The organism is Rhodoplanes sp. SY1 (assembly GCF_046000175.1).
GTDB lineage: Bacteria > Pseudomonadota > Alphaproteobacteria > Rhizobiales > Xanthobacteraceae > Rhodoplanes.
In genome coordinates, this window is the sequence record NZ_JBEOMB010000078.1 from 1 (window position 1) to 23,364 (window position 23,364).

The following is a 23,364-nucleotide window of genomic DNA, read 5'->3' on the forward strand; positions in this document are numbered from 1 at the left end:
TGTTCCGGCTCGGCGGCCGCGCCGGCCCGAAGGATACGGGCGAGGCGGCCCGCCTGCTCGCCGCCGCCGCCAAGCTCGGCCATCCGGCCGCCGCCTACGACCTCGGGCTGTTCTATGTCGAGGGCCAGCTCTTCCCGCAGGACTACGACCGCGCCGCCGAGCTGTTCCGCACGGCGGCCGCGAGCGGCAGCCCGGAGGCCCAGTACGCCCTCGCCGTCCTCCACAAGGAGGGCCGCGGCGTGCGGCAGGACATGGCCGAATCGGCCCGCTGGATGGAGCGCGCCGCCGTCGCCGGCGTGGTCGATGCCCAGGTGGAATACGCCATCGCGCTGTTCAACGGCACCGGCACGCCGAAGGACGAGGCGCGCGCCGCCGCATTCTTCCGCAAGGCCGCGATGCGCGGCAACGCCATCGCCCAGAACCGCCTCGCGCGCCTGCTCTCGGCCGGCCGCGGCGTGCCGGCGGACCCGGTCGAGGCGGTCAAGTGGCACCTGATCGCGACGGCCGGCGGGGCGGGCGACGCCTACATGGAAGAGTTCGCCCAGAAGCAGCCCGAAGCGGTGCGCAAGAGCGCCGAGAAGGCCGCCCAGAGCTGGCTCGACGTGATCCGACAGTCGCGCACCTGAGAGCTTGTGAATCATTCCGGTTTTCGGCGTTTCCGGCCCGGCCAAGTCATTGATTGGACTCAGGTCGAAGAGTGCAAAAATCGGAAGATCCATAGCCTCTGAGAGCCCGTGAACCTTTGTGTTTCAGGAGCCGCCCCCCGCTGCGCCGTCGCGCGGCGGGGAGCGTGATGTGGCGCCGGTGCCCAAGCATGACGCCCATCCACCGGACGGGCGCGTTTTCCAGCACCCCTCCGCCGCGACTAATCCCGTGACCATCCCGCGACCTCAGGGGGCTTACGCATGTTGCGGCGAGTTGACACTCCCTATACTTCTCGGGCCTGACAGATGGCGCGGTCCGTCCACGACCGGCGGCCGGCGCCCGTTCCCCGTACTGCCTCATCGAGATTGGGCCCCTCATGGCATTGGTGTTTCCGTTCTCCGCCATCGTCGGGCAGGACGAGATCAAGCTCGCCCTGCTGATCGCCGCGGTGGATTCCTCCGTCGGTGGCGTGCTCGCCTTCGGCGACCGCGGCACCGGCAAGTCGACCGCGGTGCGCGCCCTGGCGCAGCTCCTCCCGAAGATGAAGGTCGTCGTCGGCTGCCCGTACGCGTGCGACCCGGCGAAGCCGGCCGCGTCGTGCGAGCACTGCCGCGGCAAGTCCGAGGCCGAGCTGAAGAGCCGGCAGGTGCCGGTGCCGGTGGTGGATCTCCCGCTCGGCGCCACCGAGGACCGGGTGGTCGGCGCCCTCGACCTCGAGCGCGCCCTGACGCAGGGCGTCAAGGCGTTCGAGCCGGGCCTCCTGGCCCGCGCCCATCGCGGCTTCCTCTATATCGACGAGGCGAATCTCCTGGAGGACCATCTGGTCGACCTGCTGCTCGACGTCGCCGCGTCGGGCGAGAACGTGGTCGAGCGCGAGGGTCTTTCCATCCGCCATCCGGCCAAGTTCGTGCTGGTCGGCACCGGCAACCCGGAGGAGGGCGAGCTGCGCCCGCAGCTCCTCGACCGCTTCGGCCTGTCGGTCGAGGTGCGCACGCCCGAGGATCTGCCGACCCGCATCGAGGTGGTGCGCCGGCGCGACGCCTTCGAGCGCGATCCGGAAGCCTTCATCGCCAAGTGGAAGAAGGAGGACGACAAGCTCCGCCGCAAGATCCTCGCGGCGCGCGAGCGGGTGTCGTCCGTGAAGGTGCCGGACGCGACGCTGGAGAGCGCCGCGAAGCTGTGCATGGGGCTCGGCACCGACGGCCTGCGCGGCGAGCTGACCCTGATCCGGGCGGCGCGTGCGCTCGCCGCCTTCGAGGGCGACGCGAGCGTCGGCGACAAGCATCTCAAGCGGGTCGCGCCGTCGGCGTTGCGCCACCGCCTGCGCCGCAACCCGCTCGACGAGGCGGGCTCGACGGTGCGGGTCGAGCGGGCGCTGGCGGAGCATTTCGCCGCATGACCGACCCGGCCGAGACCGCAGCGCCCGAACGGTCCCCCTGGGCCGACGCGGTCCTGGCGGCGGCGCTGTTCGCGGTCGATCCGGCCGGCACGGTCGGCGTCGCGCTGCGCTCGCTCCCGGGCCTCGCCCGCGACCGCTGGCTGACGACGCTGCGCAAGCTGCTGCCCGAGGGCGCGCCGGTGCGCCGGCTGCCGCATCACGTCAGCGACAGCCGCCTGCTCGGCGGGCTCGACCTCGCCGCAACCTTGCGGGCCGGTCGGCCGATCGCCGAGCGCGGGATTCTCACCGAGACCGACGGCGGCGTGCTGATCGCCGCCATGGCGGAGCGGATGTCGGCCGGCACGGCGGCCCGCATCGGCGCCGTGTTGGACAACGGCGGCGTCACGGTCGAGCGCGACGGCATCGCCATCGACGCGCCGACCCGCTTCGGCATCGTCGCCCTCGACGAGGGCATGACCGAGGACGAGCAGCCGCCGACCGCGCTCGCCGACCGCCTCGCCTTCCGGCTGAACTTCGAGGGCGTCTCGGCCGAGCCGCCGGCCGAGGACGCGCCCGACGCCGACGACATCGCGGCGGCGCGCGAAAAGCTCGCCGGTATCGTGGCGCCCGACGACGTGGTCGAGGCGCTGTGCGGCACGGCGCTGTCGCTCGGCGTCTGGTCGCTGCGCGCGCCCCTGCAGGCGCTGGCCGTCGCGCGGGCTCACGCCGCCCTGATGGGACGCGACGAGATCGCCAAGGAGGACGCGGCCGTCGCCGCCCGCCTGGTGCTGGCGCCGCGCGCCACCCGTCTGCCGCTGCCGCCCCCGGAGGAGGAGACGCCGCCGGAGGATCAGCAGCAGCAGGACGAGCCGCCGCCGCCCGATGGCAAGAACGAGGAGCAGGAGAACGTCGAGGACCGGCCGCTCGAGGACATGATCCTCGAGGCCGCCAAGGCGGCGATTCCGTCCGGCATTCTCGAGCAGCTCCGTCTGCAGGGCCGCATCAAGCCGCGCATCCCCTCGACCGGCCGCGCGGGGCACCTGCAGAAGACCAAGCTGCGCGGACGTCCGGCCGGTGTGCGACGCGGCGAGCCGCGCGCGGGCGGCGCCCGCCTCAACCTCATCGAGACGCTGCGGGCCGCGGCGCCCTGGCAGCCGCTGCGCCGGCGCGAGCGCGCGCTGGCCGGCGAGACGGAGCGCACCGCCCGCATCGAGGTGCGCAAGGACGACTTCCGCATCACCCGCTTCAAGCAGAAGACCGAGACGGCGACGATCTTCGTGGTCGACGCCTCCGGCTCGTCGGCCCTGCACCGGCTCGCCGAGGCGAAGGGCGCGGTCGAGCTGCTGCTCGCCGACTGCTACGTGCGCCGCGACCAGGTCGCCATGGTGTCGTTCCGCGGCAAGGTCGCCAAGATCCTGTTGCCGCCGACCCGCTCGCTGGTGCGGGCGAAGCGCAACCTCGCGGGGCTTCCCGGCGGCGGCGGCACGCCGCTCGCCTGCGGCATCGACCTCGCCGTCGCGCTGGCCGATCAGATCCGGCGCAAGGGGCAGACGCCGTTCATCATTCTGCTGACCGACGGCTCCGCCAACATTGCCCGCGACGGCTCGCCGGGCCGGCCCAAGGCCGAGGAGGACGCGCTCGCCTCGGCCCGCCTCCTGCGCGCCGCCGGCCTGACCGCGCTCCTCGTCGACACGGCGCCCCATCCCCGCCCGCTGGCGCGAAAAATCGCCGGCGAGATGGACGCCATGTACCTGCCGCTGCCCTATGCCGACGCGGCGGCGATCTCGGGCGCCGTCAAGGCCGTGTCGCCGCCCCGCGAGTCGCTCGCCGGGTAGGGGCTCGTTCCCAGAGCCGTTCCTAGAGCCTCTCCCCGCCGCGCGGGGAGAGGTCGACGTTCGCGCGTCGAGCGCGGACATCGGGTGAGGGGGCGTCTCGTGAATACGGAGGCGCCCCCTCATCCGTCTCGCCGCTGTGCGTCGAGCCACCTTCTCCCCGCGCGCGGGGAGAAGGAACACAACGCCACGCCTCGTCGTGCGGCAAAACGGCGTCGCGCAGAGAACCAACCGGCCGGGCCGGTCGTTATGGAGGTGTTCGGGCGCGCGACCGCGACCGCCAGCCGAGGGTTTTCTCCATGCCGATCAAGTCGACGCTCGCCCGCCGCCCGCTGCCGGTGCATCGCGGGATCAATGCGGGCCGGCGCGGCACCGGCGCCGGCTGGGTGCGCGGGATCGCCGCCGTGCCGGCCGTCGCGGCGCTCGGCTGGATCGCCGTCAGCGCCTTCCTGATCCCCAAGAAGATGCGGATGCCGCCGGCCCTGCCGGGCGACCAGCGCGACATGGACTCGATCGCCGGCCGGCTCAGCTACTATGTCGACGGCCCCGCCCCGACCACGGCACCGGCCGCCGAGGCGACCGCGGTGGCCGAGGCCGACCTGCCGCCGCTCCTGCTGATCCACAGCGTCAACGCCGCCGCCTCGGCCTACGAGGTGAAGCCGATCTACGAGGCGGCGCGGACCCGGCGCCCGGTCTATGCCCTCGACCTGCCGGGGTTCGGCTTCTCCGAGCGCAGCGATCGCACCTACACGCCGCGCCTGATGACCGACGCCGTGCTGGCCATGGTGGAGGAGATCAAGCGCATCCACGGCGACCGCCCGGTCGATGCCATCGCCCTGTCGCTCGGCTCGGAGTTCCTGGCCCGTGCCGCCGCCGAAGCCCCGAACGCGTTCCGCAGCGTCGCCTTCGTCAGCCCGACCGGGCTCGATTCGCGTGGTCCCTATTACGGGCCGCCGGGCAGCACCCGCGGCAGCACGGCGCTGCGCGGCGCCTTCTCGTTCCCGGTGTGGGGCCGCGCCGTCTTCGATCTGCTCACCGTCCGACCGAGCATCCGCTTCTTCCTCGAGAAGACCTGGGGCTCCAAGACGATCGACGAGGGGGTGTGGGACTACGCCTATCTCACCACGCATCAGCCGGGCGCCGAGCACGCGCCGTTCTGGTTCGTCGGCGGCCTCCTGTTCAGCCGCGACATCACCCGCGTCTACGAGCAGCTCGGCCTGCCCGTGCTGGTCGTCCACGGGACGCGCGGGGATTTTGTCGACTATGGACAGCTCGACAGTCTTGGGCGGCGGCCCAACTGGTCCGTCAAGGTGTTCGACACGGGCGCTTTCCCGCAATTCGAGCGTCCGGGCGATTTTGCCCGCGTCTACGACCAGTTCGTGACCGGCCTCGCGCCGGCCAAGCGGGCGGTGCCGGCCGACTGAGCGTGCAGCGCAACCGTGCGCACAACGGCGCGGGCGCCGCCGCGAGATCGCGCCCGACATATCGCGTGTGATGCAACATAAACGTGGTTTTCCCTCGGGGTCGGGACTATAGTTTCTGTCGACGCGAGCAAGCGATGCCGGCGGATCTCCGACAGGCCGGCAACCTGAGCCTTCCCGCTCGAACCTTCCCGCTTGCAGCCTGCTCGTCGTGGACGTTATGAGTTGACGATTGGGAGACCGATAATGCTCACCGATCACACGACGCTGTCTCAATTCCTCATCGAAGAGCGGCGCAGATTCCCCGAAGCCACCGGCGATTTCAGTGCCCTGATCATCGACGTCGGTCTCGCCTGCAAGGCGATCGCCCGGCGGGTGGCCAACGGCGCGCTCGGCGGCGCGCTCGGCCAGGCCGGCACCACCAACATCCAGGGCGAGACGCAGCAGAAGCTCGACGTCATTGCCAACGACGTGTTCATCCGCGCCAACGAGTGGGGCGGCCAGCTTGCCGGCATGGCGTCGGAGGAGATGGATATGCCGTGGGCGATCCCGCCCCGCTATCCCCGCGGCAAGTATCTGCTGCTGTTCGATCCGCTCGACGGCTCGTCGAACATCGACGTGAACGCGCCGGTCGGCAGCATCTTCTCGATTCTGCGCGCGCCGAATCCCGGCGTCGAGCCACGGCCGGAAGATTTCCTGCAGCCCGGCGTCAAGCAGGTCTGCGCCGGCTACGCGATCTACGGACCGTCGACCATGCTGGTGCTCACCGTCGGCACCGGCGTGCACGGCTTCACGCTCGATCCGCAGCTCGGCGAGTTCATCCTGACGCATCCGCGCATCAAGATGCCGACGACCACCCAGGAGTTCGCCATCAACGCGTCGAACGCCCGGTTCTGGGAGCCGGCCGTGAAGCGCTACGTGGACGAGTGCCTGGAAGGCCAGCCGGGGCCGCGCGGAAAAGACTTCAACATGCGGTGGATCGCCTCGCTGGTGGCCGACTGTCACCGCATCCTGATCCGCGGCGGCGTCTTCATGTATCCGCGCGACACCCGCGATCCGGGCAAGCCCGGCAAGCTGCGGCTGATGTACGAGGCGAACCCGATCGCGCTGATCGCCGAGCAGGCCGGCGGCATGGCGATCACGGGCCAGGACCGCATCCTCGACGTCAAGCCGACCAAGCTGCACCAGCGCATCGCCCTGATCTTCGGATCGCGCGAGGAGGTGGAGCGCATCGAGGCCTATCACCGCGACCACTCCGGCCGCGACTTCGCGACGCCGAAGTTCAAGTCCGACGAGCTGTTCCAGACGGCGAAGTGAGTCGCGAACAGGCACGCCGGTCGGCCGCGGCCGGCCGGCCCGACGCCGGGATGTTTTCAGACTGATCCGGGCCGGACCCGGCGGCGTAGTTTTTGCCGGCAACCTCGATGTGTCGATCGTGAGATTGGTTCGCCGGCGAGAATCGTTCGATCGTGAGTGTTTTCGGTCCTGACATTCCAGAGCATGACGTTTCGGGATGAGTGATCGTCTGGCGTGGGAGCGGGACGGCCGCGACTGGCCGAACCGCGACGCGAGCCGCTTCGTCGAGGCGGGCGGGATCCACTGGCACGTCCAGCAGGCCGGGCAGGGGCCCGTGCTGCTCCTGCTCCACGGCACCGGTGCGGCGACCCATTCGTTCGCCGCGATGATTCCGCGACTCGCCGAGCAGTTCACCGTGGTGGCGCCCGATCTGCCCGGCCACGGCTTCACCCGCACCCATGACGATTCCAGCCTGTCGCTGCCCGGCATGGCGGCGGCCGTGCGGGCGTTGCTCGATGCGCTCGCGGTCGATCCGGCCCTGGTCGCCGGCCACTCGGCCGGGGCCGCCGTGCTGATCCGCATGGCGATCGACGGCACGCTGGCGCCGCGCGGCATCGTCTCGATCAATGGCGCGCTGATGCCGTTCCGCGGCGTCGCCGGCCACACCTTCGCGCCGATCGCCCGGGTGCTCGCCTCCAACACGCTGACCGCCCGGGCGTTCGCCTGGTGGGCCGAGGGGCGCGGCCCGATCCGCGGCATCCTGAACTCGACCGGCTCGACCATCTCGCCCGAGGGCGAGGAGCTCTATGCCCGGCTCGCCCGCAACCCGCACCATGTCCACGCCGCCCTCGTGATGATGGCGAACTGGGACCTCGAGCGCCTCACCGCCGACCTGCCGCGGCTCGCGGTGCCGCTGCTGCTGATCGCGGGCGGGCGCGACGGCACGGTGCCGCCCGACGAATCGTTCCAGGCGCGCGACCGCGTGCCCGGCTCCCGCGTCGTCTGCCTGCGCACGCTCGGCCACCTCGCCCACGAGGAGAAGCCGGCGGAGATTTCTGCGCTGATTTCCGAGTTCTGGGGCGAGGTCGGGGCGACGGCGGGCTGAGACCGCCGGCCCAAGAACTCACCGTCATTCCGGGGCGCGGCGAAGCCGCGAACCCGGAATCCAGCGGCAGTCTTGAAATGTGCGGCTGGATTCCGGGTCCGACGCTCCGCGCCGGCCCGGAATGACCGAGCGAACTTGCCGCGCCCCGGGACGACAGGGGCCGTGAGAACGTGCATACCCCGCTGCCGACAACCCACCCACCGGAGTACCCCGCCGGCAACGCTGCCGCCCGCGCGCCTCGGCTTGCGCGGCGGCGCCGGCCGCCTATAGTCCGCCGCGATTTTTCACGACACGCCGACAGAGGCCCCGGAGCGCCGCGGCCGTCGGCACGAGGAGCGGCCGTCCGGCCGAGAGGGCATGGCAAAGAGCGACGTCAAGAAGGTGGTGCTGGCCTATTCGGGCGGTCTCGACACCTCGATCATCCTGAAGTGGCTGCAGACGACCTATGGCTGCGAGGTCGTCACCTTCACGGCCGATCTCGGCCAGGGCGAGGAGCTGGAGCCGGCCCGCCAGAAGGCGCTCCTGCTCGGCATCAAGCCGGAGAACATCTTCATCGAGGATCTGCGCGAGGAGTTCGTGCGCGACTACGTCTTCCCGATGTTCCGCGCCAACGCCCTCTACGAGGGCCAGTACCTGCTCGGCACCTCGATCGCCCGCCCGCTGATCGGCAAGAAGCAGATCGAGATCGCGGAACAAGTCGGTGCCGACGCGGTGTGCCACGGCGCCACCGGCAAGGGCAACGACCAGGTGCGCTTCGAGCTCGCCTACTACGCGCTGAAGCCCGACGTGAAGGTGATCGCGCCGTGGCGCGAATGGGATCTCACCTCGCGCACAAAACTGATCGAGTTCGCCGAGGCGCACCAGATCCCGATCGCCAAGGACAAGCGCGGCGAGGCGCCGTTCTCGACCGACGCCAACCTCCTGCACACCTCCTCCGAGGGCAAGGTGCTGGAGGACCCGGCCCAGGACGTGCCGGACTACGTCTACAGCCGCACCGTCGGTCCCGAGGATGCGCCCGACCACGCGACCTTCCTGACCGTCGACTTCGAGCGCGGTGACGCGGTGGCGATCGACGGCGTGAAGCTGTCGCCGGCGACGCTGCTCGCCAAGCTCAACGACCTCGGCCGGGTCAACGGCATCGGCCGGCTCGATCTGGTCGAGAACCGCTACGTCGGCATGAAGTCGCGCGGCATGTACGAGACGCCCGGCGGCACCATCCTGCTCGCCGCGCATCGCGGCATCGAGTCGATCACGCTCGACCGCGGCGCCGGTCACCTGAAGGACGAGCTGATGCCGAAATACGCCGAGCTCGTCTACAACGGCTTCTGGTTCGCGCCCGAGCGCGAGATGCTGCAGGCCGCGATCGACAAGAGCCAGGAGTTCGTCACCGGCCGGGTGCGGCTCAAGCTCTACAAGGGCAACGTGACGGTGGTCGGCCGCGAGAGCCCGTTCTCGCTCTATGACCAGGAGCTCGTCACCTTCGAAGAGGGCGCCGTCGCCTACGACCAGCACGACGCCCAGGGCTTCATCAAGCTCAACGCGCTGCGCCTGCGCACCCTCGGCCAGCGCAGGAAGCGCATGGGGACGTGAGGGCAGGCCCGTCGTGGCTCACCCCCCTCCCTGTCCCTCCCCCACAAGGGGGGAGGGAACGCTCGAGGCGAAACGCCTCGGCAAGATCACGTCTCTGTTTGGGTAAAGACGAGCGACACGACGGGCCCGCTCCCTCCCCCCTTGTGGGGGAGGGGTGGGGAGGGGGGTAGCCCCGGCCTCGGCGCCCGAGACGGTTCTCACTCGCTGCGGATCTTCGGCTAAGCTGGCGGCCCCGAACCGGAGGCCGCCCCCGTGTATGCCGTCGAAGTCCGTCATCACATCATGATCGCCCACTCGTTCCGCGGGGCCGTGTTCGGCCCGGCGCAGGCGCTGCACGGCGCCACCTTCGTGGTCGATGCGGCGATCCTGTCCGAGGCACTCGACCAGAACGGCATCGTCGTCGATATCGGCCGGCTCGACGAGACCCTGAAGGCCGTGCTGGCGCCGCTGAACTACAAGAATCTCGACGACGTTCCGGACTTCGCCGGCCGGAACACCACGACCGAGTTCCTGACCCGCCACGTCTTCGACAAGCTCGCCGAGACGGCGCGCGCCGGCGGGCTCGGTCGCGATGGCCGCGAGCTCCACGCGATCCGCGTCACCATCTCCGAATCGCACGTCGCCCGCGCCTGGTACGAGGCACCGCTGTGGTGAGGGTTTGTCGTCGGCCTCTCCTGGTCATTCCGGGGCGCAGACCGCAGGTCTGCGAACCCGGAATCCAGTTTCGGTGTCATGAGCGTGTGGCTGGATTCCGGGTTCGGCGCTGCACGCCGCCCCGGAATGACCGGCGGCTTGTTCGGTCGAGCGCGACATGAAGCGCCTCGTCTTCGCCGTGCCGGGCGATCTCGACACGCCGACCGGCGGCTACGGCTACGACAGGCGGCTGATCGCCGAGCTGCGCGCTGCCAGCTGGAGCGTCGACGTGCTGTCGCTCGGCGACGGCTTTCCGTGGCCCGACGCCGCGACCCGCCGGGCCGCCGTCGCGATGCTCGGCGCGGTCCCGCCCGGCACCCCGCTGATCGTCGACGGCCTCGCCTACGGGGTGCTGCCGGATCTCGCCGCGACGGTGTGCCGCCGTCTGCCGGTGGTCGCGCTGGTGCATCATCCGCTGGCGCTCGAGGCCGGGCTGTCGCCGGACGAGGCCGATGCGCTGCGGGCGAGCGAGCGCGCGGCGCTCGCCGGGGCCCGCGCCGTCATCGTCACCAGTCCGGCGACGGCGCGCTGCGTCGCCGTCGACTACGGCGTCGCGCCGGACCGCATCACGGTCGCGGTGCCGGGCACCGACCGGCCGGCCCGTTTCTTGCCGGGCAGCGTTTCGTCGGCCCGCTTCTTGCCTGATGAGATCGGCTTGTCGCGTCTCCTTGCAGGCGATGATCGCGCTACAAATTTGATCTCGGTCGGGTCGCTGGTGCCGCGCAAGGGCTACGATGTTCTGATCGAGGCGCTGGCTCGGCTGAAGGATGTCGACTGGCGCCTCGTCATCGTCGGGCCGCAGGATCGTGATCCGATGACGGCGGCGTCTGTCGCGGCATTGATCGCGGCGCGTGGCCTCGGGGATCGCGTCACGCTGGCCGGCACCGTCTCGGCGGACCGGCTCGCGACGCTCTATGCGGAGGCCGACCTGTTCGTGTCGGCGTCGCTGTTCGAGGGATACGGAATGGCGTTCGCGGAGGCGACGAGCTTCGGGCTGCCGGTGGTCGGGACGACGGGCGGGGCGATCCCCGACACGGTCCCGCCGGGCGCCGGGATTCTGGTCCCGCCGGGCGATGTCGCGGCGTTCGCCGTGGCGCTGCGCGAGGCGATCGCGGAGCCGACGACGCGCACGCGGCTCGCCGCCGCGGCGCGGGCCGCGGCCGATACGCTGCCGCGCTGGCCCGACACGGCCCGCATCGTCGCGACGACGATCGAAGAAGTGATGCGCGACGACGTGATGCGCGAAGACCTGACGACCGCACGACAAGAGACCGACGGAGCCGGAACCGACACGTGAGCAGCTTCAGCGCAGACTGGCTCGAACGCCGCGAGCCGCACGACCGGAAGGCCCGCAATCCGGCCGTGCTGGAGGCGTTGCGCCGCTGCTTCGCGCAGGAGACGTCGGTCACCATCGTCGACCTCGCCTGCGGCACCGGGTCGACCCTGCGCGCGCTCAGCGAGTTCTTGCCGCGGCATCAGCATTGGCGACTGGTCGACAACGATCTCGGGCTCTTGGCGCGCGCCAAGGGCGCCGCCGAGGCGATGGCGGTCGGCCCGCGCGTCACCGTCACGGCCGTCGATCTCGCCCGCGACATCGAGACCGCACTCGACGGGCCGATCGATCTCGTCGCCACCTCGGCGTTTCTCGATCTCGTCTCGCAGGACTGGCTGGAGCGCCTGGTCACCGAGGTCGCGGTGCGCCGGCTGCCGTTCTACGCGGCCCTCTCCTACGACGGCCGGGTGATGCTCGAGCCCGCCGACGACGCCGACGCCACCATCGTGTCGGCCTTCAACCGCCACCAGTCGACCGACAAGGGCTTCGGCCCGGCGCTCGGGCCGGCCGCCGTCGGCGAGCTGGTGCGCCGCTTCGATCGCCTCGGCTACGAGGTGGTGCAGGGCCTGTCCGACTGGGTGATCGGGGCGCGCGACCCGATCTTCGGCGACGTCGTCGCCTCGCTGGCCGCTGCGGCGCGCGAGCTGGTCGGCGTCCCGCAGGCGACCATCGACGCCTGGGTGCGGCGGCGCACCGGCCTCGCCATGGTCGGCCGCTCGACCATCCGGATCGGTCACCGCGACGTGTTCGCGCGGCCGACCGGCGCGACCGGGGCGCCCGGCGCCGCCGGCCCGACCGCCGGCCCGACCGGGCGGCGCTGAGCCGACAGATCGCAGTCGAACAGCACCTCGTCACCGAGCGGGACGGTCCGCACGCGCGGGCGCAGCGCGTCCTCGGCATCGGCGATGGGCGGCAGCGTGCAGCCCGGCCGGCCGGACCCGAGAATGATCGGCGCGACCGTCACGTGCAGGCGGTCGAGGCAGCCGGCGGCGAGAAAGCGCGACAGCGTGTCGGCGCCGCCTTCGATCAGGATGCGGCGGAACCCCGCCGCGGCGAGCGCCGCCAGGATCGCGGCCGGCTCCAGGCGGCCGTCGGTCGCCGGCACGACGAGGCGCTCGACGCCGTCCGGCAGGCGCCGCGCGTCCGCCCCTTGCGGCGCCGCGGCCGAGGTCACCACGATCCGTCGGACGCCGTCGTCGGCGAGCAGCCGCGCGTCGGTGTCGAGACGCCCGTGCGGGTCGATGACGACACGGGCCGGGTCGGGACCGGCGACATGACGGACGGTGAGCCGCGGGTCGTCGCACAGCGCCGTGCCGACACCGACCACCACGGCGTCGACCACGGCGCGCAGGCGGTGCAGATGGGCGAGGCCGGCGGCGCCGTTGATGTATTCGAGCCGGCCGCCGACCGTGGCGATGCGGCCGTCGAGCGACTGGCCGATCTGGCCGATCACCATCAGGGCGTCGACGCTGCCGGTGCGCAGCGGCCCGAACAGTGGCTCGTACTCCGGCGGCAGCGGCGCGCCGCGGCGCACGGCCTGTGGGACGGCCGACCATGCGTCGGCCAGGGCCTCACCGAGCGACAAGCACGAGGGGTCCAAACGCGCGTTCCGATCTCGAGACATCACGGTGCAGGCCGCACGGTCCGCCGACGGCCCAGACGGACGGTAACGCCCGACAGGCCCGGCCGTTGCCACGGGGCTCGTCGGCAGCGGACGATGAAGCCGCAGAACTCTATCCCGGGATGTCGTGGCGGCTCAATGACCGTCGCACCGGTCGGTCGTCCCGCCGACGCGGCGCCGCGCCGCAGCATTCGAGCGGCGCGCGCGCCGCGCCGGCCGGGCCGCGCGTGTCCCGCGATCGCGGGCTAGTGCGCGCGCCGCGCGGACTACGCCCGCGTGCCACGGAGGGTGAACAGTCTGCGTAACCATTCATTCAAGTCCGAGCATTAAACCGAAAGTCGTGGTGTCGCTGCCGTGGCGTCGGGATTCGATCGCGGGCGCCGTCGCCGCGGTCGGGGCAGGTTATGGGCTCGCGTGACGAAGGCATCCGGTTTCACCGGGATCGAGACCCCCGCCCCATGACCGCGGATCGCTTGGCGACCGCCCACCCGTTTCCGGCGTCTTTCACCCCCGCCGACCATCTGGTTTTCGAGACCGTCATTCACCGCCTCGTCGAGGCGGCGCCGATTTCAGTCGTGGAGTTTCTCGGATGTCCCTCTCCTTCGTTCCCCGCGCCACCATCGGCCTGAGATTCGCCGCGGCGCTCGGCGCCAGCGTGATCCTCGCGGTCGCGGCGACCACGGCCAGCAATGTCTGGCTCTCCGCCCGGATGACGAAGCAGGCGGCCGACCACGAGCTGACCGTGCTGCAGGAGATCTTCGTCGGGCGCCTGCGCAACGAGGCGCAGCGCGCGCTGGCGCTCGCCGACAGCCTCGCCGCCAATCGTGGCATCCAGGCCGCCTTCGCGGCGCGCGACCGCGAGGCGCTGGCCGGGCTGCTGGTGCCGGACTTCGGCCGCCTGAAGGATCAGCATCGCGTCGTCCAGATGCAGTTCCACACCGCGCCCGCCACCTCGTTCCTGCGCGTCCATCGGCCCGAGAAGTTCGGCGACGACCTCTCGGCGATCCGCCAGACCGTGGTCGAGGTCAACCGCAGCGGCAAGCCGGTGTCGGGCCTCGAGAACGGCGTCGAAGGCCTCGGCATCCGCGGCGTCGTGCCGGTCCTCCATCAGGGCAGGGCGGTCGGCTCGGTCGAGATCGGCATGTCGTTCGGCAAGCCGCTTCTCCAGTCGTTCAAGCAGACGAGCGGCGCCGATCTCGCCGTTCATCTGAAGTCCCCGAGCGGTTTCGACACGTTCGCCTCGACCTTCGCACAGGCGCCTGTGCTCGGCGCCGAGCAGATGGCGGCGGCCGCCGCCGGGCAGGTCGTATCGTTCGCCACGGCGCTGGGCGGACGTGATCACGCGGTCGCGCTCGCGCCGGTGCGCGACTATCGCGGCGACGTCATCGGCGTGTCGGTGCTCGCCGTCGACCAGAGCAAGTTCACGGCCGCGATGGCGGAGGCACGCAACTGGTCGATCGGCATCGGGCTCGCGGTGCTGATCGTGACGCTCGGCCTCGCGGCGCTCCTGAACCGCAGCATCGTGCAGCCGCTGCGGGCGCTGACCGCCGGCATGCGGCGCCTCGCCGACGGCGACTTCGAGGTGGTGCTGCCCGGCCTCGGCCGGCGCGACGAGATCGGCGAGGTGGCGGCCGCCGTCGAGGCGTTCAAGCGCAAGGCGATCGAGAAGGCGCGGCTGGACGCCGAGCACCAGGAGCAGGAGCGCATCCGCATCCGCGAGGAGCAGAACGCCAAGGTCGAGGCCGCCATCGAGGCGTTCCGCTCGTCGATCGAGGCGATGCTCGGCTCGGTGAACGACAACGCCGCGACGATGCGGGCCAATGCCGAGACGATCGACGGGCTGTCGGCGCGGGCTTCGACCGAGGCGACCGAGGCGGCGAGCGCGTCGGAGCAGGCCTCGGCCAGCGTCGAGACCGTCGCGGCGGCGGCCGAGGAGCTGTCGGCCTCGATCGGCGAGATCGGCCGCCAGCTCGGCCAGGCGACCGAGGTGGTGAAGACGGCCGACCAGCGCACCGGCCGCTCGGTCGCCGAGATCGAGAGCCTCGCCACGATGAGCCAGCGGATCGGCACCGTGGTCGAGCTGATCGAGACGATCGCGGCGCAGACCAACCTGCTGGCGCTGAACGCTACCATCGAGGCGGCCCGCGCCGGCGAGGCCGGCAAGGGCTTCGCCGTGGTCGCCTCCGAGGTGAAGGCGCTGGCCGGCCAGACCGCCAAGGCGACGGCCGAGATCGCCGGCGAGATCGCGGCGATCCAGTCATCGACCCGCAATGCCGTCGAGGTGGTGCGCGAGATCGGCGAGGCGATGCGCGAGATCAGCCAGGTGACCGCGACGATCGCCGGCGCGGTCGAGCAGCAGGGGTCCGCGACGCGGGAGATCTCGCACAACGCCCACGCGGCCGCCGCCGGCAACACCACGCTGTCCGGCAATATCGGCCGGGTGAGCACCGCGGTCGGCGACGCGAGCCGCGCCGCCGGCGCCGTGTTCGGCGCGGCCGACTCGCTGGCCGCCGAGGCCTCGCGCCTCTCCGGCGAGGTGACGGCGTTCTTCCACAGCCTGCGCACCGGCGTGCTCGACCGCCGCAAGGGCCGCGATCCGAGCTATGCCGGCCCGGACCGCCGGCAGCGCCGCGAGGGCACCCGCACGGCCGCGTGAGGCCGCCGCCGGCCGAATTCGAAGATCCGACCTGCTCACACGCCGCTCCCGATCCGTCGGGGGCGGCGTTTCCACTTCCGGCGCGTGCGGGTGGAAACGTAAATTTAAGCGAAACATTGCAACGTATTCGTGCAAGTGCAGGTGATGAGAGAACGTTTAGGGCCGAATTAGTTCATGGGTAGGAGCGGCTGATGACGGACGTGCAGCATCGGCTAGGCCGGATGACCATCGGAATGCGCTTCGCGGCCGCGATCACGGCCAGCGTCGTCCTCGCCGTGGCGGCGACGACCGCGAGCAATCTCTGGCTCTCCAGCCGCATGTCCGAGAAGGCCGCCGCCCACGAGCTCGGGGTGCTGCAGGCGTTCTTCTCCGGCCGTCTCGCCGACGACGCGGCGCGCGCCATCGCGCTCGCCGACAGCCTCGCCCTCAACAGCACGATCCAGGCGGCCTTCGCGGCGCGCGACCGCGCGACGCTCCACGCCATGCTGGTGCCCGGCTTCAAGGCGCTGAAGGACCGGCACGGCATCGTGCAGATGCAGTTCCACACCGCGCCGGCGACGACGTTCCTGCGCGTGCATCAGAAGCCGGAGAGCTTCGGCGACGATCTCAGCTCCTTCCGTCACACCGTGGTCGAGGTCAATCGCACCGGCAAGTCGGTCTCGGGCCTGGAGAGCGGCGTCGCCGGGCTCGGCATCCGCGGCGTCGTGCCGGTGTCTCACGACGGCCGGCAGGTCGGCTCGCTCGAGATCGGCATGTCGTTCGGCAAGCCGTTCTTCGAGGCGTTCAAGCGCTCGACCGGCGCCGACGTCGCCTTCCTCCTCAAGACCCCGAACGGCTTCGACACCTATGCGTCGACGTTCCGCGAGCTGCCCGCGCTGACGCCGGAGCAGATCACGAAGGCGCTCGGCGCTTCGTCGGAGATGATCACGTTGCCGGTCGCCAGCGTCGAGCACGCCGTCGTCGCGGCGCCGGTGCGCGACTACAAGGGCGAGGCGATCGGTGTGTTCGTGCTCGGCGTCGATCGCAGCGGCGCCGTGGCGGCGCTCGCCGAGGCGCGGACGACGGCGCTCGTCATCGGCGGCATCGTCCTCCTGGTGACGCTCGGTCTCGCGCTGCTGCTCAACCGCGGCATCGTCGGCCCGCTGCGGGCGCTCACCGCCGGCATGCGCCGGCTCGCCGACGGCGACTTCGACGTCAAGCTGCCGGGGCTGGGCCGGCGTGACGAGATCGGCGAGGTCGCGGCCGCCGTCGAGGCCTTCAAGGTGAAGGCGGTCGAGAAGGCGCATGTCGATGCCGAGCGGGAGGAGCATGCCCGCACCGCGCTGCTCGCCGAGCAGAATCGCAAGATCGAGGCCGCCATCACGGCCTTCCGCGACGCTATCGAGGACGTCGTGACGGCCGTGTCGGACAGCGCCGGCGAGATGCGCACCAATGCGCAGACGATCGACGGCGTCGCGGCGCAGGCCTCGGGCCGCGCCAGTGCCGCCACGGGCGCCTCCGAGCAGGCGGCGCATTCGGTCCAGACGGTCGCCGCGGCGGCCGAGGAGATGTCCGCCTCGGTCGCCGAGATCGCCCGCCAGATCGCCCAGGCGACCGCGGTGGTGACGGCGGCCGACGCCAAGACGGGCCGCTCGGTCGCCGAGATCGAGAGCCTCGCGACGATGAGCGAGCGCATCGGCGCCGTCGTCGAGATGATCCAGGCGATCGCGGCGCAGACCAACCTGCTCGCTCTCAACGCGACGATCGAGGCGGCGCGCGCCGGCGAGGCGGGAAAAGGCTTCGCGGTCGTCGCCCAGGAGGTGAAGGCGCTGGCCGCCCAGACCGCCAAGGCGACGGCCGAGATCGCCGGCGAGATCGACGCCATCCAGGTCTCGACCCGCGACGCGGTCGTCGCGGTGCGCGAGGTCGGCGCCGCCATGCAGGAGATCAGCCGGGTGACGGCGACGATCGCCAGTGCGGTCGAGCAGCAGGGCGCGGCGACCCGCGAGATCTCGCAGAACGCCCAGCAGGCCTCGGCCGGCAACGCCTCGCTGGTCGGCGACATCGCGGTGGTGAGCGACGCGGTCGCGCAGGCGAGCCGCTCGGCCGGTGCCGTGTTCACCACGGCCGAGGCGCTCGCCGGCCACGCCACGCGGCTGTCCGAGGAGGTCGCGACGTTCTTCCAGAACCTGCGCACCGGGGCGCTCGATCGCCGCCGGCGGCAGGATCCGGGCTATGCCGGCCCGGAGCGGCGGGACCGGCGCGGCGCCGGGGCGCGCGCCGCCTGACCGCCTGCGCGGCTCAGGCCTCGGCTTCGGGCGGGCCGGCGTCGCTCTCCGGCACCGGCTCGGCCTCGTCCGGATCGGGCGGGTAGATGCGGGTGCGGCCCTGCAGGTCCTCGACCTCCCAGTGCGCCGGGCCGCCCGGCTCGCAGCCGGTGACCGGCGTCGCATAGGTCGGGCCGACCGGCACCTTGCCGGCGCCGCCCGGCAGATCGAGCACATAGGTCGGCTGGGCGAGGCCCGACACGCGGCCGCGCAGGCGCCGCATCAGCACCTGCCCATCGGCGAGCGTCGTCCTCAGATGCGCCGTGCCGGGCGCGAGGTCGCCGTGGTGCAGGTAGTAGGGCTTGATCCGCGCGGCGACGAAGCTGCGCATCAGCTCGGCCAGGGTCTTGTCGTCGTCGTTGACGCCCTTCAGCAGCACCGATTGCGACAGCATCGGGATGCCGGCGTCGATCAGCCGGCCGCAGGCGGCGCGCGCGTCCTCGGTCAGCTCGCGCGGGTGGTTGGCGTGCAGCACCACATAGGTCGCCTTGCCGGGGATCTTCAGCGCATCGACCAGCGCCGGCGTCACCGCCTCCGGCATCGCCACGGGCACCCGGGTATGCACCCGCACGACCTTCACGTGAGAAATGGCGCCGAGCGCCGTGATCACGGCCGCGAGCTTGTCGGGCGCCAGGATCAGCGGATCGCCGCCGGTCAGGATCACCTCGAAGATTTCGCGGCGGCCGCGGATGTAGTCGAGCGCCGCCATGATCTTCTTCGGCGACAGCGTCGGCCGGCCGCCGGGACCGACCATGGCGCGGCGGAAGCAGAAGCGGCAGTAGACCGGACAGACATGGACGAGCTTGAGCAGCACGCGGTCCGGATAGCGATGCACGACGCCCTCGACCGGGCTCATCGCGTCGTCGCCGATCGGATCGAGGCGCTCCTCGGCCGCGGTGTCGAGCTCGGCCGGGTCGGGCAGGAACTGGCGGGCGATCGGGTCGTCCGGATCGGCGGGGTCGATCAGCGCGGCGATCGCCGGCGACACGGCGACGGCGTAGCGAGCCGCGACCTTGTCGAGGAGCGGCACGTCGGCGGGGCGCACGAGGCCCGCCGCGGCGAGGTCGTCCGCCGTCCTGAGTGTCTTGCGCTGCGCGGTCATCCGGGGGCCTTTCGGCCGCCAGCGATACGCCGGCGCGGGGACGGCCACAAGGGTGGGGGACGGCTCGGGAGTGTCATCGGGCACGGCGCCCGCGCTCCTTCTCCCCGCGGGCGGGGAGAAGGTCGGGATGAGGGGGCGTCGCCTTAAAGCTCAGACTCGCGGCGACGCCCCCTCACCCGACATCCGCGCTGATCGCGCGAATGTCGACCTCTCCCCGCGCGCGGGGAGAGGTGAAATCGCAGCGCTTCAGGGGGCCACCGGGGTCCAGATCACCGTCTCGACGCTGGGTGCGCCGGTCGCCAGCATGACCAAGCGGTCGAAGCCCAGCGCGCAGCCGGAGGCTTCGGGCATGATCGTCAGGGCCGCCAAAAAATCCTCGTCGACCGGGTAGGTCTCGCCATAGACGCGCGCCTTCTCGGTCATCTCGGCCGCGAAGCGGCGACGCTGCTCGGCGGCGTCGGTCAGCTCCCCAAAACCGTTGGCGAGCTCGACCCGGCAGACATAGAGCTCGAACCGTTCGGAGACGCGGGGATCGTGCCCGGCGCGCCGCGCCAGCGCCGCCTCGGCGGCCGGATACGCGGTCAGCAGGGTCGGCCGGCCGATGCCGAGATTCGGCTCGACGCGCTCGACCAGCACCCGGCTGAACACGTCCGACCAGGTGTCGTCTTCGGCGGTGCGGATGCCGGCCGCGGTCGCGGCGGCGACGAGGGCGTCGCGGTCGGTATCGGCCCCGGTGTAGCCGCTCGCCACGGTCGCCAGGAGGTCGATTCCGGCATAGCAGGCGAAGGCCTCGGCGACGGTGAGGCGCTCGGGCGGCGCGAACGGGTCGGCCTCGGCCCCCCGAAAAGCGACGCGCCGCACCCCGGTGGTCTCGCAGGCGAGGGCCAGCAGGTCGGCGCAGTCCTGCATCACGGCCGTCCACGGCGCGCCGGCCCGGTACCACTCGAGCATGGTGAACTCGGGGTGGTGGAGGGCGCCGCGCTCGCGATTGCGAAAGACGTGGCCGAAGGCGAACAGGCGCGGCTCGCCGGCGGCCAAAAGCTTCTTGCAGGCGAACTCGGGCGAGGTGTGGAGGAAGAGCGGCCGCCGGATGGCGTCGGGGCCGATCGCCTCGGTCGCGAAGGCGTGGAGATGCGCCTCGTTGCCGGGCGAGACCTGCAGGGCGGCCGGGTCGACCTCGACGAAGTCCTCGGCGGAAAAGCGCGCCCGGACGCCCGCCGCGATGCGGTTGCGGGCGAGGAGCAGCGGCCGGCGGTCGGCATGGACGTGCGGCGTCCACCAGGGCGACGCCGCGGTCATGCCCGGCCTCGCGCCGTTCGTCGTTGATTCATCGAGAGGATTCCCGCCTTCACCATCCCGCCCGGCGCCCCGCCGGCGGGGCTGGCCGGCGCCGAAAAGCACTGGCGAACCGCCAAAGGATCAGTATGTTGCACGCGACACCGCCGGTTCCCGGGTTCGTCGCCGCTCCGCGCAGGCGCCCCGGCCTCCCCGCAGCAAGGATCTATGCACGTGAAGGTCATCGCCAGCTCGCTCCGCAAGGGCAACATCGTCGATCTCGACGGCAGGCTCTACGTCGTCCTCACGGCGGAGAACATCCATCCCGGCAAGGGCACCCCGGTGACCCAGCTCGACATGCGCCGCCTCTCCGACGGCGTGAAGTCGTCGCAGCGCTACAAGACCACCGACCAGGTCGAGCGCGCCCATGTCGAGGAGCGCGAGTACCAGTATCTCTACCAGGATGGCGACGGCTTCCACTTCATGAACATGGAGAGCTACGAGCAGGTCGCCGCGCCCGAGGACGTGATCGGCGATCTCGCCGTCTATCTGCAGCCCGAGATGAAGTGCAAGCTCTCGGTGCACGAGGGCGTGGTGGTGGCGATCGAGCTGCCGCAGCGCGTGGTGCTCGAGGTGGTCGAGACCGAGCCGGCCATGAAGGGCCAGACGGCCTCGTCGTCCTACAAGCCGGCCGTGCTGTCGAACGGCCTGCGCACCGGCGTGCCCCCCCATGTCGGCGTCGGCACCCGCATCGTCGTCTCCACGGCCGACGGGACGTATGTGGAGCGGGCGAAGGACTGAGGCTTTCCCGATCCACCCGTCGAGAGGGCAAAGGCAAAGAGCGCCGTGCCCACCCCGTCGGGTGTTGCCGATCCGACGGACCATTACCGACGGACCGCGTGGGCACGGCACGCCTTCCGGCGTGCCTTTGCCCACCCTACGTCTGTGCCGCGCTCAAGTCCCCACCCGCAGCGGGGCGCGCTGCTTGGCGAGCGCCGCCAGCACCGAGAGGGCCGTGATGCGGCCGGTGCGGGGGTTTTCGGACGGGACGTTCTCGATCGACATCTGGAACTTGGCCGAATCCGCGTCGACCTCGATCGCATGGCAGTTGCGGTCGACCCCGGGGTCGGCCCAGATCTCGATCGTCGTGCGGTCCGGCCCGATGCCGGCCAGCGCCAACGCCGCCACCACGTTGACGTTGGCCGGGAAGCCGATCGCCGCCTCGCGGGCCGTGCCGGCAAAGACGCGCTTCGGCTCGGTCAGATTCTCGACAGAGATGTCGTTGGTCACGAGATGCGGCGCGCCGGCGAGCCCGCGCGGCGGCTTGCGGGTCGTCATCCGCACTGAATGAATCGTCCCCTGCGCCGCCGCCGTCACGGCGTCGAGGCCGATCAACGCGCCGGTCGGCACGATGATCTGGCCGCCCTTGTGGCTCGCCAGCTCGATCAGCTCGGGGTGCGACAGCAGCGCGCCGGCGCTCAGAACCATGGCCTTCTTGCGGGCCGACAGCATCGGCCGGCAGATGGCGTCGAGCACGGCGGCCGGGGCGCATTCGACCACCAGGTCGGCATGCGAGGGCATCGCCTCCAGCTTGACGATCGGGCAGGCGATGCCCTGGGCGTCGAGCCAGGCCCGCGCCTTGGCGTGGTCGCGCGCCGCGATGCCGGCGAGCTCCAGCCCCGGCATGCCGTCGGCGAGCGCCCGGGCGACCGCCCGGCCGATGGCGCCGAGTCCCGCGATTCCGATCCGCATCGGCACCATTTTCGCCTTCCCGTTTTCCGCTTTTCCTGCGACCTTGCGGGCCCTGGATTGTTGTCTAGACGCTCATTTCCATAATCGAACGCTCCGAACAAACAAGGAGGAACCGATGCTCCGCTCCGCTTTCAGGCTGCTGGTGGCCGCCGCGCTGGCGATCGCCGCACCGGCGATCGCGTCCGCGCAGGGCCAGGACTACCCCAGCCGCCCCGTCACCATGGTGATCCCGTTCGCGGCCGGCGGCCCGACCGACGTGCTCGGGCGCATCGTCGCCCAGCGGCTCGGCGAGGTGCTGGGCCAGCAGGTGGTGGTCGAGAATGTCGGCGGCGCCGGCGGCGCCAATGGCAGCCAGCGCGTCGCCAACGCGGCGCCGGACGGCTACACCATGGTGCTCGGCACGGTCGGCACCCACGCCCAGAACCAGACCCTCTACAAGCGGCCGCTCTACAATGCCGAGGGCGACTTCACGCCGGTGGCGCTGCTCGCCGACGTGCCGATCGTGCTGGTCATCCGCAAGGACCTGCCGGTCAGCAACTACAAGGAGTTCGTCGCCTACGCCAAGGCCAATGCCGGCAAGATGACGTTCGCCTCGGCGGGCGCCGGGTCGGCCTCGCACCTCGCCTGCGTGGTGTTCAACACGGCGGCCGGCCTGCCGGTCACCCACGTGCCCTATCGCGGCACCGGCCCGGCCATGCAGGACCTGCAGGGCGGGCGAGTCGATTATCTGTGCGACATGATCTCCACGGCCAAGCCGCAGATCGACGGCGGCGCCGTGAAGCCGATCGCCATCCTGACCAAGGACCGCTCGAAGGCGCTGCCGAACCTCTCCTCGGCGACCGAGGAAGGCACGCAGGTCGAGGCGTATACCTGGAACGCGATCTTCCTGCCGAAGGGCGCCCCCAAGCCGATCGTCGACAAGCTCAACGCCGCGCTGGTCGAGACCATGAAGACGCCGTGGGTGCAGGAGCGCCTCGCCTCGCTCGGCGCCGTTGTGGTGTCGCCCGATCGGATGACGCCCGACTATCTCGGCAAGTTCGTGAAGAGCGAGATCGAGAAATGGGCCGCCCCGATCAAGGCGAGCGGCGTCCAGGTGGAGTGAGGCACGGCGTCGGTCGTGACCCTCTCCCTGAGGGTCGCGCGCTTGCGCGACAAGAGGGTCGGGGCGCGCGACAGCGCGCACCGGGGTGAGGTTCGGGGCGCGGTGAAGTGGCGGACCCGGCCCTCCCTCCTCACCCCATCGTGGTGCGGCTGCGGATTGCCTGGGTGAGCGTGCCCTCGTCGAGATAATCGAGCTCGCCGCCGACCGGGACGCCGTGGGCGAGGCCCGTCACCTTCACGTTCGCGTCGGCCAGAAGC

18 protein-coding genes and 1 pseudogene are annotated in these 23,364 nt (G+C 71.4%); 14 read left to right on the forward strand and 5 right to left on the reverse strand.

Translation table 11 applies throughout. The features are described 5' to 3' along the window. The 10 genes from ABTU92_RS19555 to ABTU92_RS19600 all read left to right on the forward strand — a co-directional run. Positions 1–626: tetratricopeptide repeat protein (locus ABTU92_RS19555; protein ID WP_408093305.1), on the forward strand; the 626-nt coding region annotated here is incomplete at its 5' end. A 395-nt stretch (positions 627–1,021) separates the two neighbouring features. Next, on the forward strand, positions 1,022–2,044 hold the full coding sequence (bchI, locus tag ABTU92_RS19560; protein ID WP_408093306.1) for a magnesium chelatase ATPase subunit I: 1,023 nt from the start codon (positions 1,022–1,024) through the stop codon (positions 2,042–2,044). After that, the gene (locus ABTU92_RS19565) at positions 2,041–3,858 is read left to right on the forward strand and encodes a magnesium chelatase subunit D (RefSeq protein WP_408093307.1); all 1,818 of its coding nucleotides are present in this window, start codon (positions 2,041–2,043) and stop codon (positions 3,856–3,858) included. Before bchI ends, ABTU92_RS19565 begins: the two co-directional genes overlap by 4 nt. A gap of 296 nt (positions 3,859–4,154) precedes the next feature. Next, positions 4,155–5,279 (forward strand): alpha/beta fold hydrolase, encoded by a 1,125-nt coding sequence (locus ABTU92_RS19570; protein WP_408093308.1) that lies wholly within the window; start codon positions 4,155–4,157, stop codon positions 5,277–5,279. Positions 5,280–5,522: 243 nt separating this feature from the next. After that, on the forward strand, positions 5,523–6,593 hold the full coding sequence (locus tag ABTU92_RS19575) for a class 1 fructose-bisphosphatase (protein WP_408093309.1): 1,071 nt from the start codon (positions 5,523–5,525) through the stop codon (positions 6,591–6,593). A 196-nt stretch (positions 6,594–6,789) separates the two neighbouring features. Beyond that, the gene (bchO, locus tag ABTU92_RS19580) at positions 6,790–7,677 is read left to right on the forward strand and encodes an alpha/beta fold hydrolase BchO (protein ID WP_408093310.1); all 888 of its coding nucleotides are present in this window, start codon (positions 6,790–6,792) and stop codon (positions 7,675–7,677) included. Positions 7,678–8,034: 357 nt separating this feature from the next. Beyond that, entirely contained in the window at positions 8,035–9,267 is a 1,233-nt protein-coding gene (locus ABTU92_RS19585) for an argininosuccinate synthase (protein WP_408093311.1), read from the forward strand. 252 nt (positions 9,268–9,519) lie between these two features. Continuing rightward, positions 9,520–9,921, forward strand: coding sequence for a 6-pyruvoyl trahydropterin synthase family protein (locus tag ABTU92_RS19590; RefSeq protein ID WP_408093312.1), 402 nt, complete (start codon positions 9,520–9,522; stop codon positions 9,919–9,921). Positions 9,922–10,078: 157 nt separating this feature from the next. Next, positions 10,079–11,257, forward strand: a complete 1,179-nt coding sequence (locus tag ABTU92_RS19595) for a glycosyltransferase family 4 protein (protein ID WP_408093313.1) — start codon at positions 10,079–10,081, stop codon at positions 11,255–11,257. Beyond that, complete coding sequence (locus ABTU92_RS19600; protein ID WP_408093314.1) at positions 11,254–12,114, forward strand: class I SAM-dependent methyltransferase; 861 nt, start codon at positions 11,254–11,256, stop codon at positions 12,112–12,114. The genes ABTU92_RS19595 and ABTU92_RS19600 overlap by 4 nt, the downstream gene beginning before the upstream one ends. On the opposite strand, the gene ABTU92_RS19605 is transcribed toward ABTU92_RS19600, so the two are convergent. Continuing rightward, positions 12,027–12,878: a RibD family protein gene (locus tag ABTU92_RS19605; protein WP_408093315.1), complete on the reverse strand. Its 852-nt coding sequence runs from the start codon at positions 12,876–12,878 to the stop codon at positions 12,027–12,029. The genes ABTU92_RS19600 and ABTU92_RS19605 overlap by 88 nt on opposite strands. A gap of 625 nt (positions 12,879–13,503) precedes the next feature. On the opposite strand from ABTU92_RS19605, the gene ABTU92_RS19610 reads away from it, so the two are divergent. Together ABTU92_RS19610 and ABTU92_RS19615 are read left to right on the forward strand one after the other, a co-directional pair. Continuing rightward, positions 13,504–15,570, forward strand: a complete 2,067-nt coding sequence (locus tag ABTU92_RS19610; RefSeq protein WP_408093316.1) for a cache domain-containing protein — start codon at positions 13,504–13,506, stop codon at positions 15,568–15,570. 191 nt (positions 15,571–15,761) lie between these two features. Next, positions 15,762–17,837, forward strand: a complete 2,076-nt coding sequence (locus ABTU92_RS19615; protein WP_408093317.1) for a cache domain-containing protein — start codon at positions 15,762–15,764, stop codon at positions 17,835–17,837. 13 nt (positions 17,838–17,850) lie between these two features. Here ABTU92_RS19615 and ABTU92_RS19620 read toward each other — a convergent pair whose 3' ends face one another. Together ABTU92_RS19620 and epmA are read right to left on the reverse strand one after the other, a co-directional pair. Continuing rightward, complete coding sequence (locus ABTU92_RS19620) at positions 17,851–18,978, reverse strand: lysine-2,3-aminomutase-like protein (protein WP_408093318.1); 1,128 nt, start codon at positions 18,976–18,978, stop codon at positions 17,851–17,853. A gap of 246 nt (positions 18,979–19,224) precedes the next feature. Beyond that, positions 19,225–20,277: an EF-P lysine aminoacylase EpmA gene (epmA, locus tag ABTU92_RS19625; RefSeq protein ID WP_408093319.1), complete on the reverse strand. Its 1,053-nt coding sequence runs from the start codon at positions 20,275–20,277 to the stop codon at positions 19,225–19,227. 210 nt (positions 20,278–20,487) lie between these two features. Between epmA and efp the strand changes: the two genes are divergently transcribed. Further along, positions 20,488–21,054, forward strand: coding sequence for an elongation factor P (gene efp, locus ABTU92_RS19630; RefSeq protein WP_408093320.1), 567 nt, complete (start codon positions 20,488–20,490; stop codon positions 21,052–21,054). A gap of 153 nt (positions 21,055–21,207) precedes the next feature. Here the strand turns inward: efp and ABTU92_RS19635 are convergent, their stop codons facing one another. After that, entirely contained in the window at positions 21,208–22,005 is a 798-nt protein-coding gene (locus tag ABTU92_RS19635) for an aspartate dehydrogenase (RefSeq protein ID WP_408093321.1), read from the reverse strand. Positions 22,006–22,120: 115 nt separating this feature from the next. On the opposite strand from ABTU92_RS19635, the gene ABTU92_RS19640 reads away from it, so the two are divergent. Then, positions 22,121–23,107, forward strand: a complete 987-nt coding sequence (locus ABTU92_RS19640; protein WP_408093322.1) for a Bug family tripartite tricarboxylate transporter substrate binding protein — start codon at positions 22,121–22,123, stop codon at positions 23,105–23,107. A 130-nt stretch (positions 23,108–23,237) separates the two neighbouring features. On the opposite strand, the pseudogene ABTU92_RS19645 reads toward ABTU92_RS19640, so the two are convergent. Then, positions 23,238–23,364 (reverse strand): annotated as a pseudogene (locus ABTU92_RS19645) (recombination protein RecR); the annotation flags it as partial.

Excerpts from the sequence above, each read along its gene's own strand:
- ABTU92_RS19570 (WP_408093308.1), top strand. The coding sequence starts at position 4,155 with ATGCCGATCAAGTCGACGCTCGCCCGCCGCCCGCTGCCGGTGCATCGC.
- ABTU92_RS19615 (WP_408093317.1), top strand. The coding sequence starts at position 15,762 with ATGACGGACGTGCAGCATCGGCTAGGCCGGATGACCATCGGAATGCGC.
- bchI (WP_408093306.1), top strand. The coding sequence starts at position 1,022 with ATGGCATTGGTGTTTCCGTTCTCCGCCATCGTCGGGCAGGACGAGATC.
- ABTU92_RS19620 (WP_408093318.1), bottom strand. The coding sequence starts at position 18,978 with ATGACCGCGCAGCGCAAGACACTCAGGACGGCGGACGACCTCGCCGCG.
- ABTU92_RS19575 (WP_408093309.1), top strand. The coding sequence starts at position 5,523 with ATGCTCACCGATCACACGACGCTGTCTCAATTCCTCATCGAAGAGCGG.
- ABTU92_RS19610 (WP_408093316.1), top strand. The coding sequence starts at position 13,504 with ATGTCCCTCTCCTTCGTTCCCCGCGCCACCATCGGCCTGAGATTCGCC.
- ABTU92_RS19595 (WP_408093313.1), top strand. The coding sequence starts at position 10,079 with ATGAAGCGCCTCGTCTTCGCCGTGCCGGGCGATCTCGACACGCCGACC.
- ABTU92_RS19565 (WP_408093307.1), top strand. The coding sequence starts at position 2,041 with ATGACCGACCCGGCCGAGACCGCAGCGCCCGAACGGTCCCCCTGGGCC.
- ABTU92_RS19640 (WP_408093322.1), top strand. The coding sequence starts at position 22,121 with ATGCTCCGCTCCGCTTTCAGGCTGCTGGTGGCCGCCGCGCTGGCGATC.
- ABTU92_RS19585 (WP_408093311.1), top strand. The coding sequence starts at position 8,035 with ATGGCAAAGAGCGACGTCAAGAAGGTGGTGCTGGCCTATTCGGGCGGT.
- epmA (WP_408093319.1), bottom strand. The coding sequence starts at position 20,277 with ATGACCGCGGCGTCGCCCTGGTGGACGCCGCACGTCCATGCCGACCGC.
- bchO (WP_408093310.1), top strand. The coding sequence starts at position 6,790 with ATGAGTGATCGTCTGGCGTGGGAGCGGGACGGCCGCGACTGGCCGAAC.
- ABTU92_RS19635 (WP_408093321.1), bottom strand. The coding sequence starts at position 22,005 with ATGCGGATCGGAATCGCGGGACTCGGCGCCATCGGCCGGGCGGTCGCC.